Annotated in this window: 12 protein-coding genes and 1 pseudogene; 9 read left to right on the forward strand and 4 right to left on the reverse strand. The window is 43.2% G+C overall.

What is annotated here, in order from left to right; translation table 11 throughout:
• Window positions 1-339 precede the first annotated feature (339 nt).
• Window positions 340-1,743 (forward strand): nitronate monooxygenase, encoded by a 1,404-nt coding sequence (locus HRU80_05750; protein QOJ28403.1) that lies wholly within the window; start codon window positions 340-342, stop codon window positions 1,741-1,743.
• A gap of 809 nt (window positions 1,744-2,552) precedes the next feature.
• Here the strand turns inward: HRU80_05750 and HRU80_05755 are convergent.
• Window positions 2,553-3,677, reverse strand: a complete 1,125-nt coding sequence (locus tag HRU80_05755) for a DNA alkylation repair protein (protein QOJ28404.1) — start codon at window positions 3,675-3,677, stop codon at window positions 2,553-2,555.
• Between the two features lie 573 nt (window positions 3,678-4,250).
• On the opposite strand from HRU80_05755, the gene HRU80_05760 reads away from it, so the two are divergent.
• From HRU80_05760 to HRU80_05770, 3 genes and pseudogenes are all read left to right on the forward strand, one after another.
• Window positions 4,251-5,537 carry a glucosyl transferase gene (locus HRU80_05760; protein ID QOJ28405.1) on the forward strand — a complete coding sequence of 429 codons (1,287 nt, stop codon included), beginning with the start codon at window positions 4,251-4,253 and terminating at the stop codon, window positions 5,535-5,537.
• Between the two features lie 148 nt (window positions 5,538-5,685).
• A pseudogene (locus HRU80_05765) lies at window positions 5,686-8,226 on the forward strand (S8 family serine peptidase).
• 78 nt (window positions 8,227-8,304) lie between these two features.
• Entirely contained in the window at window positions 8,305-10,176 is a 1,872-nt protein-coding gene (locus HRU80_05770) for a T9SS type A sorting domain-containing protein (protein ID QOJ30469.1), read from the forward strand.
• Between the two features lie 248 nt (window positions 10,177-10,424).
• On the opposite strand, the gene HRU80_05775 is transcribed toward HRU80_05770, so the two are convergent.
• Both HRU80_05775 and HRU80_05780 read right to left on the reverse strand, forming a co-directional pair.
• Entirely contained in the window at window positions 10,425-10,970 is a 546-nt protein-coding gene (locus tag HRU80_05775) for a BMC domain-containing protein (protein ID QOJ30470.1), read from the reverse strand.
• 21 nt (window positions 10,971-10,991) lie between these two features.
• Window positions 10,992-12,305: an SLBB domain-containing protein gene (locus tag HRU80_05780; protein QOJ28406.1), complete on the reverse strand. Its 1,314-nt coding sequence runs from the start codon at window positions 12,303-12,305 to the stop codon at window positions 10,992-10,994.
• A gap of 159 nt (window positions 12,306-12,464) precedes the next feature.
• Here HRU80_05780 and HRU80_05785 point away from each other — a divergent pair, with 159 nt between their 5' ends.
• The 5 genes from HRU80_05785 (at window position 12,465) to HRU80_05805 (ending at window position 16,939) form a co-directional block, all read left to right on the forward strand.
• Window positions 12,465-13,466, forward strand: a complete 1,002-nt coding sequence (locus HRU80_05785) for a site-specific DNA-methyltransferase (GenBank protein QOJ28407.1) — start codon at window positions 12,465-12,467, stop codon at window positions 13,464-13,466.
• 86 nt (window positions 13,467-13,552) lie between these two features.
• Entirely contained in the window at window positions 13,553-14,284 is a 732-nt protein-coding gene (locus HRU80_05790; GenBank protein ID QOJ28408.1) for a Bax inhibitor-1/YccA family protein, read from the forward strand.
• Between the two features lie 14 nt (window positions 14,285-14,298).
• Complete coding sequence (locus HRU80_05795; GenBank protein ID QOJ28409.1) at window positions 14,299-14,907, forward strand: hypothetical protein; 609 nt, start codon at window positions 14,299-14,301, stop codon at window positions 14,905-14,907.
• 258 nt (window positions 14,908-15,165) lie between these two features.
• Entirely contained in the window at window positions 15,166-16,194 is a 1,029-nt protein-coding gene (locus HRU80_05800; GenBank protein ID QOJ28410.1) for a ParM/StbA family protein, read from the forward strand.
• Window positions 16,195-16,285: 91 nt separating this feature from the next.
• The gene (locus HRU80_05805) at window positions 16,286-16,939 is read left to right on the forward strand and encodes a polymer-forming cytoskeletal protein (GenBank protein ID QOJ28411.1); all 654 of its coding nucleotides are present in this window, start codon (window positions 16,286-16,288) and stop codon (window positions 16,937-16,939) included.
• Here the strand turns inward: HRU80_05805 and HRU80_05810 are convergent, their stop codons facing one another.
• A complete protein-coding gene (locus HRU80_05810) occupies window positions 16,940-18,304 on the reverse strand; it encodes an MBL fold metallo-hydrolase (GenBank protein QOJ28412.1) in 1,365 nt (454 codons plus the stop codon).
• Between the last annotated feature and the right edge of the window lie 76 nt (window positions 18,305-18,380).

Raw genomic sequence — 18,380 nt, forward strand, 5'->3', positions numbered from 1 at the left:
CACTTGTACAGCCATTATCCGGGTATTATATTTGATCATTGTCTGAAATCTAATGTCCGGCCCTCCGTTCACCCTGCAGGGGAAACTGTGCAAAAGGATTTTGCATATTTTCCTGCACCCTTTTAGTAATTACCGGAAACCCTGGTTTTTATTCTCCCGATCGCAGTTCTGTTGTAAAACAGTTGCTTTATTCAGCAGGCTGGCTGATTACTCAATGATTCAGGCAATATGAAACTCACCGTCAGGTGATAGTTATCCGGCAGACGAAGAGTTTCACAACATATATTTTATACTGCAAAACTGAGTCGCAGGGATCTACCCTGTCTGACTAAGGAGAATATGATGAACTGGAAAGTAATATCCGGCGGAATGGGTGTCGGAGTTTCAAGCCCAAGACTGGCTAATGTTGTTTCAAAGATGGGCGGGCTCGGCACTCTTTCCGGAGTTGCGGCAGACCGCTGGCTTGCCCGTATGCTTCAGCATGGTGATCCGGATGGTAAAATACGGGCTGCCCTCAGCCACTTCCCTTTTAAGGAAACAGCAAAGCGCATTATTGATACCTTTTTTGTTGAAGGCGGTATTTCACCGAACCAGTCATTTAAAACCGTTCCCGTGTTTACCTTTAAAACACCAAAAAGTCTCATTGACCTGACTGTCTGCGCAAATTTTGTTCTGGTGATGCTCGCTAAAGAAGCTTGCGCCTCACCGGTCAATATCAATTATCTTGAAAAAATTCAAACACCCCATGTTTACAGCTTTGCCGGAGCTATGCTTGCGGGAGTTGACTTTATTACCATGGGTGCCGGTATCCCATTACAGGTGCCGGGAGTTCTCGACTCCCTGGCTGAGGGTAAACCTGCATGTTACCGCATAAATGTTGAGGGACGATCTGAGCCTGCTGTGCAGAAGTTTGACCTTGCAGAGCATTTTAAAGAAGAGATTCCGAAATTAAAGCGGCCGGGTTTTTTTCCGATAATCTCCTCCAATCTTCTGGCAGATCTATTTATGACAAAGTCATCCGGCAGCATTGAGGGTTTTATTGTTGAACTCCCTACTGCGGGGGGACATAATGCAGCTCCAAGAGGCAAGTTTCCGCTTAATGAAAAAGGGGAGCCGGTTTATGGGGTAAAGGACGCAATTGATTTTAATAAAATTGTTAAGCATAACAAACCATTCTGGATTGGCGGCTCTTATGCTTCTCCTGATCTGATAAAGTATGCTCAAGGGCTTGGGGCAAAAGGTGTACAGGTGGGTACTATCTTTGCACTTTCAGAGGAGTCAGGTATGAATAAAGAATACAAGGATAAAATTAGAAAGCTGGCATTTAATAATCAGCTTGTTGTTAAAACAGATCTTCTTGCTTCACCTACTGGTTTTCCTTTTAAAGTAATTCAGTTACCGGGCACGCTTTCAGATGCTAATGTATATGAAGCGCGTTCAAGGATATGCAATCAGGGTTATCTGACCACACCGTTTGCACGCCCTGACGGCATAATCGGGTTCAGATGCGCCTCTGAACGTCTTGACCAATACATACGCAAAGGGGGTAAAATTGAAGATAGCGAAGAGCGCCGCTGTTTGTGCAACGGACTTATTGCTGCGTCTGAACTTACCAATCCGGGTGAGCCACCCATCTTTACCCTTGGTGATGATACCAGCTTCCTGAAGCACCTGATGAAACATGAGGATGACACCTACACTGCTGCCGATGCGATGAATTATCTGCTAAGTGAGGAAGTTTAATGGTATATATTAAAATGTCATGCCCCCGGCGTTTTATTTTACCGCTTGTTGCAAATTAATTTGTACCGCCAGATGACAATCTGGTGTTAGCCAACGAAATACCACACCTTCGGCGTTGGGGGCAAATTAATCTTGTTGTTTTCTACAATAATGCCACGCCTTCGGCGTTTATTTTTTCGCTTGTGTGAATAAATTTCGTACCGCCAGATGACAATCCGGCGTTAACCAACGAAATACCACACCTTCGGCGTTTTACGATTGGGTTTGACGGGTTTAAACAATAATGCCACGCCTTCGGCGTTGGGGGCAAATTAATCTTGTTGTTTTCTACAATAATGCCACGCCTTCGGCGTTTATTTTTCGCTTGCGTGATTAAATTTCGTAACGCCAGATGACAATCTGGCGCATACCAACAATATGTCGCGTCTCTGGTGTATTATGAATCGTTTGTAATGTATTTCCACAATAATACCACACCTTCGGCGTTGGGGGCAAATTAATCTTGTTGTTTTCTACAATAATGCCACGCCTTCGGCGTTTTTTTTTCGCTCGTGTGAATAAATTTCGTACCGCCAGATGACAATCTGGCGCATACCACCAATATGTCGCGTCTCCGGTGTATTATGAATCGTTTGTAATGTGTTTCCGCAAAAATACCATGCCTCCGGCGTTGTGAATATATAGAGGTAAATCCCGAAGGGATGAAATTCTTGTAGAAGTACCATGAAAAAAACACCAGAATCCCGAAGGGATGATATTAATCAGACCCGTATGATATATATTCCCTGTATTGAAACACAACCCTGAATCTACATAACCAATTCAAACTTCTTCTGTAAATACTTCTTTCCGTTTATTTGAATTTCAACTATGTGTTCGCCGGGATAATATTTTCTGGTTGAAATTTCCCTGATGGGGTGGTTCTTTTGCAGGAGTATTTCTCCGTGTGCGGGTATTTTCTTTTTGGCGAGCTTAAATACTTTTGGCATTGTCCCGCCGTTTGCTTTGCGGTGATGGATGATGTAGTCTATCATCAGATTTACGGCTGACTTAGAATTGTTTTTAACTGAAAAGCTAAAGGTAAGCGTTTCTCCAAAATGAACGGCGGGTTTGTTCAGTTTTAACTTATCAACTGAAATTTCAACATCGTTATCAAAACCAAGCGCGCTTAATATATCTGTGTGCCCTGCTTTAACCAGCGTTCTTGATGCATGCTGCACGATCCATTTTGTCCCTGCATTTTTTGATTTGTTCCACTTTATTAACAAAGCCGCCGCCCTGTCCGGGTGATCTTTTGCTATATCGTTAACATTATTTGCCACTGACCTTCTTACATAAAGTTCGGGATCTTCTTTGAGTTTTTCAAGCAGGCGGATTACCGGCGCGGGGTCTTTTACGAACTGCTGAAGACGAACAGCCCATGGGAGGCGGGGACGCGAGCCCTCTGAAACAAGCCGGCGAATGTGAGGATTTGAATCGCTTGCCCATTTCTCCAGCACTTTTAAGGTTTTCTCAGGATAACGGATGAGAAAATAGCGGATGGCGGACTCAGCCGAGAACCTCTTGGTCATCTCATATAATGCATTCATTGATATATCAAAATACTCAAGACCGTAACGGCTGATATAGATAGTCATTGGCCAGACAATAAATCCGCCGAATCCTTTCAGATCGTTTTGCGGGATTGCCGGACCAAGTGAATCAAGAAGAATAGCAGCAGAACGGGGGAAATCATCGGGAAGATATTTCCTGAGCATCTCAGTAATATGATCAGAGCGCTGTATAAAACTCAGTTCGGGGAATTTTCCGGCGGTTTCTTTTACAAATTTATTAGACTTAAACTCAGGGTAACTCTTTTTAATTGCGGAAGCCATACGTTTAATGCCCGCTTCGTTAAATACATCACGAACTAAAAATTTTTCTTTTTCCGACATAATTATTCAATGTACAATTAGTTTTGTTAAAAGGATTTACCAAAATTGCTTAACGCAGGTAATCGAAGTTAAACCCAAAGAAACGCAAAGTTTCAAATCCGATTATACCTGGCATCATTTAGCACAAAGCCACATAAATGCAATTACAACCTTAGTAAATGTAAACAAACCAGACGATGCAATCACATAAAACCCGGATTAATAAAAACTCTGCTATGTGATTTTAGTGATTTTACTTCGTAATTCTTTGTTTTTGATTCAAATTACAAACATTTTGGTGAAAATAAATATTTTCTAAAGAATTGCATTTTTCCCTTGCATCGTATATCTTTTTTTTTATTATTTTTACCTGAGACCTTAAAGAAATTAATCGGCTCACCAGGTGAGAAAACATTTGGGAAGCAAAGGGTTTGGGTTCTACGGGAAAAAAGGTTTTCATACATTGTACTCGTAAGATTTTTGAAAATTTGATGTAATAACTGTTTTTATACTCATACCAGAAGAATTCGGTGTGGCAAGGAACTGGTAATTACTGTCCGGGAAAGAAATACCAATAACATAAGGGAGGCGGAATTGTCCGCTAAAACACCACTTCACAAACTTCAACTTTGGGCAGCACTCTCGCTTTTTGCCCTCTCCGCCTATTCATGCTCAGAACCAGCCAGCCCCTTCGGGCAGACGGCAATTACCGTTGAAGCACTTGATGCCTCCTGCACCGAGGTATGGCTTGAGCTTAAGTTCAGCAATCTTACTCAGCCAGCGGATGTGGCAATCCAGAAAGATGGCAAAGATTACCACCGGATACTCTCACTCAACCGTGACACCCTCTTGGTATTTGAAGACCTTGTACCCTCCACCAATTACTCATACCGTGCAATAATCCGCCACGAGGGGAAGGATGATAAAATAAGCAATACTGTGCAGGTCAGAACAATGGATACCACCTCCCACAATTTTACCTGGCAGACCTTTACTTTCGGAGAAGTCGGGAGCAGTTCCCTTTACGATGTTGCTATAATAGATGAAAATAATATTTGGGCAGTTGGTGAAATTTACATGAAAGACTCACTGGGGAATCCTGACCCGAATGCGTATAATGCTGTTCATTGGGATGGGACAAATTGGGAATTGAAAAAAATTTATACGGGAAGTAGCTGTAATCCAGTTGATTATTCTCCATTAAAAGCAATCTTCGCATTTTCTGATAGTAACATAGCAATAACAAGCGGAGGGAGTATTGGTTGGTTTAATGGGAAAATTAATAGAGCCGATTGTGGTATTAGACCATTATTATCCGGAGCAATCAACAAAATGTGGGGCACATCAAGCAGTGATTTATATGTGGTTGGCAACGGCGGTAATATAGCCCATTACAACGGTACAAGTTGGCAGAAAATTGAGAGTGGTATAACAAATGATATTACTGATATTTGGGGAATCAGCGATGGTAATGATGGTTTTACTAAATACTTCGCTGCTGAGAATTATCTTATTAAATTGGACAACTTTAACAATTTGACATCTCATAGCATAGAGGAGAGCGGTTATATCCGTTCGATTTGGGCAAAGCAGGATTTCCGTATCTATGCAGCGGGTGATGGTATGACAATATTTAATGGTTATTTCTGGAATCGTGCAGATAACCCTGAATTACGTTTTGTTTATAGAATAAAAGGAGAAGATAATAATTCGATTGCCGGCTTAAGTGCTAATCGTCAAGTCTATTATTTTAACGGAATTAGCTGGGTTGGAGTTGCGTCTGAAGCAAGAAATTCGTTTCTGAAGTTAGATATAAGAAATCACTTGATAGCCAGTGTTGGTAGGCAAGGTGATAAAGCAATGATTACGATCTTTAAATAAGAGAAAACGGAGTGGAAGTGGAACCACCAATAATTCCTGATGCCAATTCAATAACATAGAGTTGGTAAAATTGTTCATGAAGAGAAAACTTCACGACCTGATTTAGATAGCGGGTAGAATCTTTTTAAAATAAAACAAGGAAATTAAAATGAAAAATCTGATAATCCTCATATTAGTTGCCGTACTTGGGATCCAATCCAAATATGTGGCGCAAAATAACATCAATGCAGAGCAAACAAAACAGATTTTGAGCAAAACAGATACAAGTGCACTAATCAATATTTTTACAGACAATTTGCTACAGTTAAAGCAGAGTAAAGAGGCTGCTGTTAGATATATGGAGAGCAAAGGATATGTAATCAAAAAATCATTCCCTGATGGCTCAGGAATTGAATTTAAGGAATTTCGGGATGGACTGCCTAGATATATCAGTACGCGGAACCGAATTGCTGCAAATACAATTTCGAGCAACAAAGTGTGGGGTGAAAGTAATTTGGGGTATAATTTAACTGGTGCTGGCATAAATCTTGGGATTTGGGATGAAGGTAGTCCATACACGGGGCATACTTCATTCTGGGAAACTGTCTTGGGACCTCGACATTCTTATTATATTGATACAACCGGTTCTGAAGACCCGGGTTTAGGATTAATTAGTGACCATGCAACTCATGTTACGGGTACGATAGTTTCTGACGGCGGATACGAAGCGAAAGGAATGGCTGAAAAGGCAGTGGTTCATTCCCGTGATTGGATTTGGGATGTGAATGAGATGGCATCAGCAGCGGGTGGCTTGGATAACAACCTGCCAGAACCGCTGATATTGTCGAACCATTCTTATGGTGAACCTCTCGGTTGGCATTTTACAGATTTAAAAAATCTGGGTTCTCAAGCATGGTACTGGATGGCTGCAGCATCGGCATACACAGACAATCGGTTCTCTAGCTATGAAGAAATAACAAAAACTTATGATAATATTGCCTATTTGGCTCCTTTTTATACAATAGTTTGGGCTGCTGGCAACGATCGAGGAGAAGGAGCTGAACAAGGGGCCACTCACTATCATTATGCAAATGGTGAATGGATTTCAGCAAATGATAACCATAGTAAGGATAACGGAATTAATGGTTACTGGACTATGTCGGTTGAAGGCGGTGCAAAAAATATTATTACAGTTGGAGCTGTGGATGACATTCCAAATGGTTACTCACATGCAAATGATGTTAAACAGGTAAACACATCTTTCAGCAACTGGGGTCCAACAACAGACGGTAGGATTAAACCAGATATAGTCGCAAATGGTGCTTCAGTATATTCAACCTTATACAGAGATGGGAGTGGTTCAGGTAATAAATTTGGATATTTGAGTGGTACCTCTATGGCAGCTCCTTGTGTTACCGGCTCAATTGCCCAGCTTTTGCAGCATTATAAAGCAACTCACAATAACAGTCTTCCTGTCTCAGCAACCGTAAAAGCAATCATTATTCATACAGCAGATGAAGCAGGGCAGTATCCGGGTCCTGATTATCAATTCGGTTGGGGACTGATGAATACATATAAAGCTGCCCAACTGATTTCATTAGACCAGCAAAATCCTTCGGTTATTCAGGAGTTGACTTTGTCAAATGGTCAATCCTATACAATAAATAATTTATATAGTGATGGAACTCAGCCAATAAGGATAACATTAGTTTGGAATGATCCTACACCTCAAAGTTTACCGAGCAGCCCTGTACTTGTTAATGACCTGGATGTTCGCTTAATCAAGAATGGCTCAACAACGTATACACCATGGATATTGAATCCAAATATTCCCGAAAGTGCAGCGACAACCGGAGATAATACGAGGGATAATGTTGAGCAAATCTTCCTTCAAACACCTGGGGCTGGTTATTATACGGTAACAATTTCTCCGAAGAAGAACTTTACACAAAATTTTTCTTTAATTATGACAGGATTTGTTGAGCCATATAAAACAATCATATTAAAACAGATAGGTTCAGACGACCAGCCATTTGGTCAGGCAGCATATTGGGAGAATATGATGTGGAACTATGTTGGCCCTTCTCAGCCAGTCACACTTCCATTATTAAATAAATAATATTTTTTGTCAACCCAGAATTTTAAGCCCGAAACTGCTGAAAAATTCTGGTTTTGGACAGATAATCAAGATCGAATCAGCTATAGAAACTGGGACACCATGACTATTTTATCTTCAACAGATGAAGTACTAAGTCAATTTCAGCCAGCAGTGAATGCATATATAAAAAACAATTGGGAAAACTTCCTTTCTGTGACTGAGAACGTCGATGACTTCCTCCAATTTAAGGACCCGTGGTTTGTTGATCACGAAGAGCAGCCGTATGGATTAAGAAGCAGAGGTTTGGATGCGCTTTTGGTTACAGTTCAATCACCATTAGATATTTCACTCTCTTCTGGGCATAAAGGCGTATTCTTGAATCAAGGGGCTGACTGGCAACCACCTTACTACTCCGTTAAAGCTACAGGCAACCAATATCTCTCCGTTCCGTCTTCCGGTAGAAGCCACTACTTCTATTTTTCGGGTTGGCAGGCAAATCCATCCGTTGGTGCGGAGTTCCAGTACCCAACACAAACAGAAACTCCGGTTGTATTTAAGCAGGACAATACTACTGTTAGTGCACTATATAAAGGCATACAGCTTTCGAATAACCCCGAAACCTATACCAACAACGGACAGCAGCACTTTGTAAGGGTTAAGAATAGTTACCTCTATTCTGCTTATGAGTCAATGGGTAAACTTTTCATTGAAGAAAAGATGCCAAACGGTGCGTGGACCCTTATGAACAATGGAAAACCGATTATTCAGGAACAGGTGTTTTCTTCTTCATTGGATTTTCTTAATAACGGAGCCAACGAAGATGATAAACTGCTGCTTGCCTACACAGCTCAGAACTCAGGATACCCTGTTCTTGGCACACTACTGCTCAATGGTTACACAGATGCAGTTATTCTGAATGATTTTGCTATCTGGCAGAGTGACAATATGCACACACCTTCTGAGTTACAACCAATTGTAGCAGTTAACGGAAGCACAAAGTTTATGATAGTCTTCAGAAGAGTGGACTCTGATAAAAAAGGTCTCTTCTTCTTCCCAGGCACCATAAATGGAAATGCTGTTACCTATGCTGACAGTTCGGGCTATCCTTGGTATATACACGGAACCAATCAGTATTCCGTGAATCCCACAATTAGTGTTTCCAAATCAGCTTCTAATACACCAGTTTACTGGATCGCCTGGCAGCAAAACTCCCCGTCCGGCAGTTCCTCTGATATATATTATAAGCAGATTACCGTTCACTCAAATGGCTCATTCACTCAGTATGGAGGTATGATGTCAGGAGGAAGCGGCTACCCCTGGAACCGTTACCCCACCATCACCTCAATTGGCAACTCCGCCCGTGTTGCCTGGCAGGGTTATGTCGGCTTTATTGAGGATGGTATGAATAAAACCGGGGCTGATGAGATGGAAGAGTCCAGAATAATATTCAAAAGTACAGACTGGTGGCAGTACTGGCAGTTTGGTTATAATGTTCACAAACCAAATATCAACCGTCACGATGCAGAGAACGGCTACATTTTTGGCTGGAGCCAGAATGGTGGTCAAGGCATTTATTTTGCAAATAACACAACCCTGAGCACTATTTCAACTGTGACAGGCCTTCAAGGGTATGATGTTCAGATTTCAAACGGCACAGACAAGAGCACAATGGTTGCAAACAGCTATAAAACCACACAGCAGCCATATTTCTTTACTTCCTCAAACGGGCTTTCATCATTTATGAAGGAACAGAATCTAAGAATCGGTTCAGGCAGAGAGGGAATTATCAGAAAGGGAGATGTTATCTTCAAATATCTGGTTGGTGATATCAGCCGTAACGGGCAGGAGATTTCATTTAAGGAGATACCAGACACCATTAATCTAAATTCCCTTGGCATAATTAATTCATATCTTGAAACAGAGCCGTTTACAGTCAATAGCAATACAGAGTTGTTATACTCAGTCGGCTTTATGGTCTCCGATTCTGTGCTTGGGGCTGAAGAACTGAATGGAGGTGACGAAATAAATTTCACCCTCACGATAAATGATGCAACAAGCGGTCAGCAGATTGCACTTCTGGATGAGGTTACCTATACCAAAAACGCACTGGGCAATTATGGAAATATTGCCTTCCGGGCAACTATGGAAGGAATGCCTGAGACACCGGTTAAGCTAAAACTGACAGTCCAGAGTAATTTTGAACACATCAGTTCACTTGCAAGAAGAATTAACATTGGAGATGTGGTCGAGAAGAGCAGCACAAAAACCATAGCAGTTGCCAGCCCATTGATAGTAACCGAATATTCGCTTTCACAAAACTACCCAAACCCCTTCAATCCGGTGACTGAGATAGAATTCGCGCTCCCTGAGCAGAGTGATGTCACCCTAAAAGTCTATGACATACTCGGTAAAGAGATTGCAACACTTGCCTCAGGCAATTATTCAGCCGGCAGATATACAGTTCCCTTTGACGGCACCAGCCACGCAAGCGGAGTATATATCTATAAACTCAGTTACGGTAAGGGGCAGAGTATTACCAGAAAGATGACCCTCTTGAAATAATTATGAAGTATGAAAATTGAATTATGAATTGGTTATAATTTGTAATTCTTAATATTTAATTAAAAAAAGCCCTGGTTTGCAGCCGGGGCTTTTTTGTTTTTCCATTTTTTTAACGCAAAGGGAAGCTAAGTTTAGCGCGGAGTAACGCGGAGTTTTAAACCCAGTCTCGCGCAAAGACGCTAAGATGCAAAGAAATACTTAAAAGTAAATTAAGCATGGCCTTTCAGTTCATACTTAAACTTCATTTTTCATATCATCTCGTTTAAAAGTTCCTGCCGGGGCTGTGCTATGATGACTTTATTAACAAGCAATCCCTTTTCAGAAACCAATGCCGCGCCTGCTTCAACTGCGGCTGTTACGGCTGCTACTTCACCTGTCATGGTTACAAATGCTTTCCCTCCGAGCGCCATTGCCAGACGCACTTCAATCAGTTTAACCGATGCAGCTTTTACTGCAGCGTCTGCCGCTTCAATGAGTGAAGCAACGGAGAAAGATTCAATAATGCCAAGCGACTCAAGCAGTTGCACTCCGGTATGTCCGGCAATTGCAGGGAATATATCCGGGTGAACATTGGGAATTACGAAATGGTCAATAACCCCAAAGTTAATGGTTTCAACCGCTGCATCCACCGCGGTTTGCACTGCTGCCACTTCTCCGCCTATCAGGGTCATATATTTTCCGGAGCAGATAGTGCGGGAAAGTACCATTTCAACATTGGAGGTTTTGAGCATAATATCCGCTGCCTGCATTCCGGCGGCGATGCTGGTCATTTCAATAAGTCCGAGTGAGTTCATTTGTATCATAGTAATATCTTTTTAAGCTTTTATGGATATATAATTCTGTGTCACCTCAGTAATCCTGCCGCTAATTGAAGCGTGAATTTCACTGCCGAGTTTGCCTCCTGAGATGTGTGCAATTTTTGCTCCGCGCGAAACGGTTTCTCCTTCTGAAACAAGCGGCACTGCTATTTCACCTACATGCTGTTTTAAGGGAATTTTAACTTTTACCGGAGCAGGTGATTTATCAGTAAAGGGGGTGTGCCCGTCATACTGCTCAAGCCGCAGTTTTTTAACAAGCTGCTTTAGGGGAACTCTGCGTCCCTCTTTCATCGGGTGAACTTTAACAGGTTTTTCCTGTATATACTTCATTCCGGCAGAACGCATTTCTTTTTTACTTTTGTCACATGCTTCTTTGGGGAACAGATCTTCCGGACAGGCGTAGAGTGTGCAGAGTCCGCAGGCACAGCAAAGCTCAGCCATCTGATTCCACACGTCTGAGCCGGTTTTTGAAAAGCCGAGTGAGCGCATTACCAGATGCGGCTGCACGTTATATCCAAGCAGGTAACGCGGGCAAAATTCCGTGCAATAGCTGCATTGGTCGCAGGCAGATTTACCGATGCGGTGCCAGTTTTTCTCCGGCTGATTTTTCCGCTGAATGATGTAGTGATTCATTGGCAGGACAATAATACCCGAAGAAGTTTTTGTTACTACTTCATCAAGATCCATGGTAAGCTGCCCCATCATCACGCCTCCGTTATATATAGCAAAGTCAGAGACGGTGGTTCCTCCTGCAAACTCAATCAGTTCGCGGAAAGTTGTGCCGACCGGAGTCCAGAATGTGGAGGGTTTCTTCACCGCGCCGGCTACACAGACAAATTTATCTGTCACCCCTTGCCCCTGATGCGCAAGCCATATATTATAAAACGATTCAACATTATTCACCACGCAACCAACCTGAAGGGGAATTCCGGCGGGGGGTATCAGCCGTTTGGTGGCAGCGTAAACAAGCTCATATTCATCACCGGCGGGATAAAAATCACCCAGAAAGGTAAATTCAATATTGGTATCCTTCAGATACGGTTCAATTGCTTCAATGGCTTTTACATTTTTGGATTTAAGACCGAAGAATCCTTTTTTTGCTCCGGTGCTCTCAATCATCAGTTTCATCCCCTCAACAATTTCGCGGGGATGGGCTTTCATCAATTCGTAATCTTTATGAATTAACGGCTCACATTCGGCGCCGTTTGCCAGGACAAATTCAACCTGCGACTGTGCTTTGATGTGAGTGGGGAATCCTGCTCCGCCGGCCCCTACCACTCCGGCTTCCTGTATCTGTTGTGCTAATGACATATATCCTTTAAAAAGTAGTTACGATCCGTTTTCTGCAAAATTAGGCAGAGCCGGCGGACAAAAAAAGCGATTATTGCGGACATGGGAAGATAATCAGAGGGTACAGCACATTTCACTATAATTGCGGAAGCATTTTACAGAATTTTTAGCCGGTGCCATTTGAGCGATATTGAAAAAAAGCGTTCGAAATTGAACAAAACAATCAGTCTCACCGATGACGAGAGAGCATACCTGAAGCGGGAGCTGATTTCTGAAGAACAGATTACCGAAGGATTTTCTCCCTCGGGCAAGATTATCTGCGGTGATGCATCACGGGTTTCAGCCAAATTGCCTCCTCAGTGTGCCGGCCTGCTGATACTTGATCCCCCTTATAATTTACGGAAGGATTTTCACGGGGTCAGCTTCAAAAAGAGCACGATATCTTCCTATACGGAATATCTGGACTCCTGGCTCCCCTCACTGATACCGCTGCTTAAGCCTGGCGCCACTATATATATATGCTCTGATTATCATTCCTCCACTTCAGTTCATCTGCTGGCCGAAAAGTATTTTACCGTGAGAAACCGGATCACCTGGCAGCGCGAAAAGGGGAGAGGCGCCAAAACCAACTGGAAGAATAGTTCGGAGGATATCTGGTTTTGCACTCTGGGAAATGATTATCAGTTTCATGTTGACCGTGTAAAGGAAAAAAGGGTTGTAATTGCGCCCTACAAGCTGGATGGAAAACCAAAGGACTGGGAAGAAACTCCGGATGGAAATTTCCGGCTTACACATCCCTCCAACTTCTGGAATGATATCAGTGTGCCTTACTGGTCTATGCCCGAGAATACTGATCACCCTACTCAAAAACCGGAAAAACTGCTGGCAAAACTGATTCTTGCCTCGAGCAATCCCGGTGATCTGGTACTCGACCCCTTTTGCGGCTCCGGAACTACACCGGTTACCGCGAAAAAACTGGGGAGGAATTTCTGCGCTTATGACAGCAGCGAAGAATACTGTCTTCTCACCCTTAAGAGACTGAAGATGGCTGATTCTGATTCCTCAATTCAGGGATACCAGGACGGGGTATTCTGGGAAAGAAATAGTCTGAAATTCAGAAAGGGAAATTCTGCAATAAAGGGTAAAACTGGTAATACGCTTTTTGATGATGAACAGGATTAATCCCTCCGAACTGCCCTGGCAGGTACTCCCCTCTCAGCCGTCTAATCCGTATATTTGCACTGAATTTTTATAAAAAGAGGAACACCATGGCTTCAAATCCGATGCTAAACCGTGCTTTTAATGAGACAGCAGTCCGCGGAGAAGGTCTGATGACTTTTAACGGATTTCTGAATAAAACATTTTTTCTACTCCTGTTGGTAATTGTGCCCGGAGGGCTGGTATGGAATCAGTTTTATCTTACCGGCAATCTGAGCAATATCTCCGGATGGATGATAGGCGGGGCAATTGCGGGGCTTATCCTGGCGATCGTTACTGCTTTTTTTAAGAGGATTGCATTTATTACTGCCCCTCTTTATGCAATAGCGCAGGGGCTGTTTCTCGGAGGCATTTCAGCATTCTTTGAACTCATGTATCCCGGAATCGTAATGCAGGCGGTCATGCTCACCGGCACTATTCTGCTGATGATGCTTTTCCTCTACCGGACCGGCATTATTAAACCAACCGCAAAATTTATGATGGGTGTGGCAGCCGCAACCGGCGCAGTCGGGCTGGTATATCTGGCTTCTTTTGTTCTCGGATTTTTCAGTATCAACATTCCCTATATTCACGGCAACGGATGGATTGGCATTGGTTTCAGCGCTGTGGTTATTGTGATTGCGGCCCTTAATCTGATCGTTGATTTCGCTCTTGTTGAAGAAGGGGTAAGAAACGGAGCCCCGAAATATATTGAGTGGTATGCTGCATTCGCGCTGATGGTCACACTCATCTGGCTTTATCTTGAGATACTCCGCCTGATGAGCAAACTCCGCAGCCGCTAACGGAAGAGCCCTTATTGTCATATTCAGTTATTTTTACAGGAAGCATCGAACCGGAAAAAAGAATCCGCACACTTGATGATATCCGCAGCTATTACCGCGGGGGTGAGTATATATCTGAAGTGAGTTTACTCCTTGAGGGGCTGAAAGAAAAACTGCTTCTTTATCCTCCGGCGGAACAGGCGATCATCCTGATGGATGTGGATGAAACCGCTCTGAACAGTTTTGAATTTATTTCGGGCACTGATTTTGATTTTTACCCGCACCTGTGGGAGGAGTGGATGCTTGAGGGGAGAATCCCAGCCAATGAGCCTGTTCTTCAGTTTTATAAGGAAATGACAGGCATGGGATACCGGTTCATCTTTCTCACCGGCCGGATGCATGTCTTCCGTGATGCAACCGAGCGAAATCTCCTGGCGGCCGGCTATGGATCCTATGTGCGCCTGATTACCCGTGAAACTGAGGATGACGGTCTTGAACCGGCTGTTTTTAAGACCAGAATAAGAAAAACTTTGTCAGACGAGGGATTTCGCATACTTGCCAATATCGGAGATCAGGAGAGCGATATTGAGGGCGGACTGGCCGAACACCCCCTCCGGCTGCCTAATTTTCTGTATCAAATCTGAGTTTTTCAGAAATTTCAGGCCATTTAACATATTTTTTTGTTCGTCCTGCTCTTTAATAATTGCCCGAAAAGCACGGTTTAATTAGATTTCAATTGTCTTATATTAGTAATTCTGAAAAAATTATTTTACGTAAATAAAAAGTTTGCCGGTCCGGGCACCCCTGAGGATGCCGGAACATCAAGTAGAAATCAGATAATTATTTAATAAATTGCAGAAATTTCAGCTTCCCCGTAAATATTACAGAAAGGCGCTCAAGAAATGAAGTCCGTCTTGTTTCCAAGTGTGATTGAAAATCACGATAACGCATTGCAGAGTGCAATTAATAATCTTGTTGACGGCATCAAGATTCATCAGAATGGCAGTCAGTATATTGTCGGCAATCTTGCACTTGAGGAGGGTGTTTCCCCCCATAAAATCGTAAATGCAAATCCGCAGGATACTGATTATCAGGTACTTGCTGGTTCAGGCCTTCTTCTCCTTTCTCAGTATATGAAAGCTCCCGTAACACTCACCGTTGGATTCCCCTATGCTACCTATAAAGCAAATCAGGATGCAGCGGTTCAGTATTTCAAAGGGAAGCATGACATAATGTTTGATACCTTCTCTTTTGGTAAAACCAGAACCAACAAAGTTGCTGTAGAAGTTGACCGGGTAGAAGTAATACCTGAGATTCTGGGATGCAGCCTGGCCATCAGAAACGAAAGAAAGGGCTCTCCTGAGTTCTTTGTTGTTTCCATCGGTTACGGAACATTTGAAGCGTGCCTTACCAATAAGAATGGTATCACCGAAAGAACGCTTATCAGCGGCCCCGGTATCCGCTACGCAATCAATCAGGCTATGCGCGAACTCAAAAAACAGTATTATCTTGATCTTCGCACCGAGCATCAGTTTGATAAAAATTTCCAGATGGGCAAAATCATCATCAACAGAAGGCCGCATGATATTACTGAAATCAGAGCCAAGGCCATTCAGAGTTATTATGATGAGATAATCTCTCCTTCACTCAGAAACGTCTGGAAGGATGACGATTTTATGCACACCAATCTTCTGTTCCTGACAGGCGGCGGTTCGCTATATCCCGAACTTCTTGAGTGTTTCAGGAAGGAGTTTGACGGAATTCTTGAAACCAGTCTGGTTGATGACCCGACCACAAGCGCCAGCCGCGGTTATGCTATCTGGTCAAACAGAATTAATGATGATAAATCTGCCGCAGCCGGGATGGACATCGGCAACGCGCAGACAGTTGTAACATTCTTCGAAAACAAATCAGAAAACGAAGAGTTTTAGTTTTTCATTCCTCTCCTGTAACAGGCCCTGTCAGGTCAACTTTACGGGAGAGGATTTTTTATCCTGCGGGGAAACAGAAAAGTAAGGATTCATGAGCTTATTTAGTATTTTTAAAGACAATAGCGCCGCACCATCTTCAGGCAGTATCACACATATTGCCGCGGGTACGGTATTGTCAGGTGACCTTAACAGCGAATCGCCAGTCTATTTCTTCGGAACCATTACCGGTAGTATTATCTCAGGAGGTGATGTATATATTGGGGAGGAAGCAGAAGTTTTTGGCAATGTTAAATCCCCGAATGTATATATGGCAGGGAAGGTGCTGGGAAATTTACACTGCGCCCGTACGATTTATCTGAAAAGTACAGCAGCGGTTCTGGGAAATCTCACCTGCGCGGAAGTTACCATTGAAAAAGGCGCTTTAGTAGCAGGATATCTGACCGTTGAATCAGAAAAACTGAATGAACTGAGGGCTAAATCAATCCGCTATCTTGCGGAGAAAAAAGTTGCATCTCTTATCAGTGAAATACCTGAAACCGTAGTATCAGACGCAGAAGTAATTTCTTCGGAAGAGATTCCGGAAAACCTTGCCACTGATGCACACCGCGAAACACGTATTCCGGATAACGGACATAAGCCGAATCGCAGAGTAAGATTATCCAAAGTCACAAAGGAAGAATCAGCCAGAGAAAAACAGAATCCCTCGGCAGAGGATTCTTATGATTACCCGAAGAATATCTGGTAATCAGAACTCTAAAAGTTTCCCCTGTTCTGCCGCATGAATTTTTACATGCGGCATTTTTTTTATCAGCATACTCCCCATCGCCAGAACAGCCCCTTCATCACCATGTACCAGGATAATTCGTTCAGGATTGATTCCCGCGGCTATCTTTATCAGCCCTTCTGCTGAAGAGTGGGCGCTGAACCTGAACCGCCTGATGCTGCATTTAACCGGAAGCGCTTTTGTGTGACCAGGGTAATATATATGATCCCCTTTTTTCGCGTTTGCTACCGCGTGCCCAGGCGACTCCGGGTCCATATATCCCGCGGTAAATATGGCGGAGTCTTTCTGCTGCAGGAAAAGAGGAGCAAGAGTGTAAGAGAGCGTTCCCTCATTCATCATGCCGCTTGATGCCATAACAATGCATGGCTCCTTAAAAAGATCCTCTTTTTTGTCGAGCGTGGTTATGTTCCTGTAACCGGTAGCTGTCACCTGGAAGTTCGGGTCAACCATATTCACCAGATAGCGGTGACGATCATAAAGCCGGTTAATCTTCATCCCGATTCCGTTAATGTATATATCAGTAAATGGCACTTTCCGTTTGTGCATCAGCTGCCAGATAGTGGTCAGGAGTTCCTGCAGTTTGCCGAGGGAGAAAACCGGCATCAGAACGGACCCCCCCTTATTAAACACTTTGTTCAGTTCAGCACCGAGCCGTTCCTTTTCTTTCTGCCATGGCTTATAATCTGTATCCGGAGTAAGGCCGTAGGTTGATTCCATAATCAGCAAATCAGCACGGAACCCCTTCCAGGAAGCGCCCTTAATTACTGCCTGGTCAAAAGGATTGATATCGCCCGTATAGCATATACTTCTGCCTGCGCATTCCAGGAAAACCATTGCCGAGCCGAGTATATGCCCTGCATCCCGGAAGGTAAGGGTAATTTCTTCATTCAGCTTATGTTTATGTCCGGCAATCTCCAGCGGTTTATCATAGGGGAGTACGATAATACTTCCGGTGAGCATCTCTATTTCATCATGGGAGAAAAGCTTTTTTGCTTCAATAGGGTCAAGCTCTTCCCTCATGATGTTGAGTGCGTTATGAAGTGTCAGTTCCGCAATATCTCTTGTCGCGGGTGTGGCAATAACCTGAATGTATGGATGCAGCTTTACCAGAAAGGGGAGGGAATTAAGATGATCCTGATGAGCGTGGGTAATTATGACATAATCTACCGGGTCATTTTCGATCAGACTGAAATCAGGGAGGGAATCATAGCCCTCTTTGCGGGGATGCTGACCGCAGTCGAGGATGATGCCTGTTCCAAAGAAGTTAATATAGTAGCTGTTAGCCCCGATTTCCATTGCTCCCCCGAGCGCTTTAAATTGTATCATGCAGAAGTATTGGTAAAAAAGTTTATCAGTTCGCCGGAATTCTTTAGATTGAAGCAATAAAAATAATGAAAGTATG

The sequence above is a fragment of the Ignavibacteriales bacterium genome (assembly GCA_015709675.1).
Lineage (GTDB): Bacteria > Bacteroidota > Ignavibacteria > Ignavibacteriales > Ignavibacteriaceae > H2-BAC3.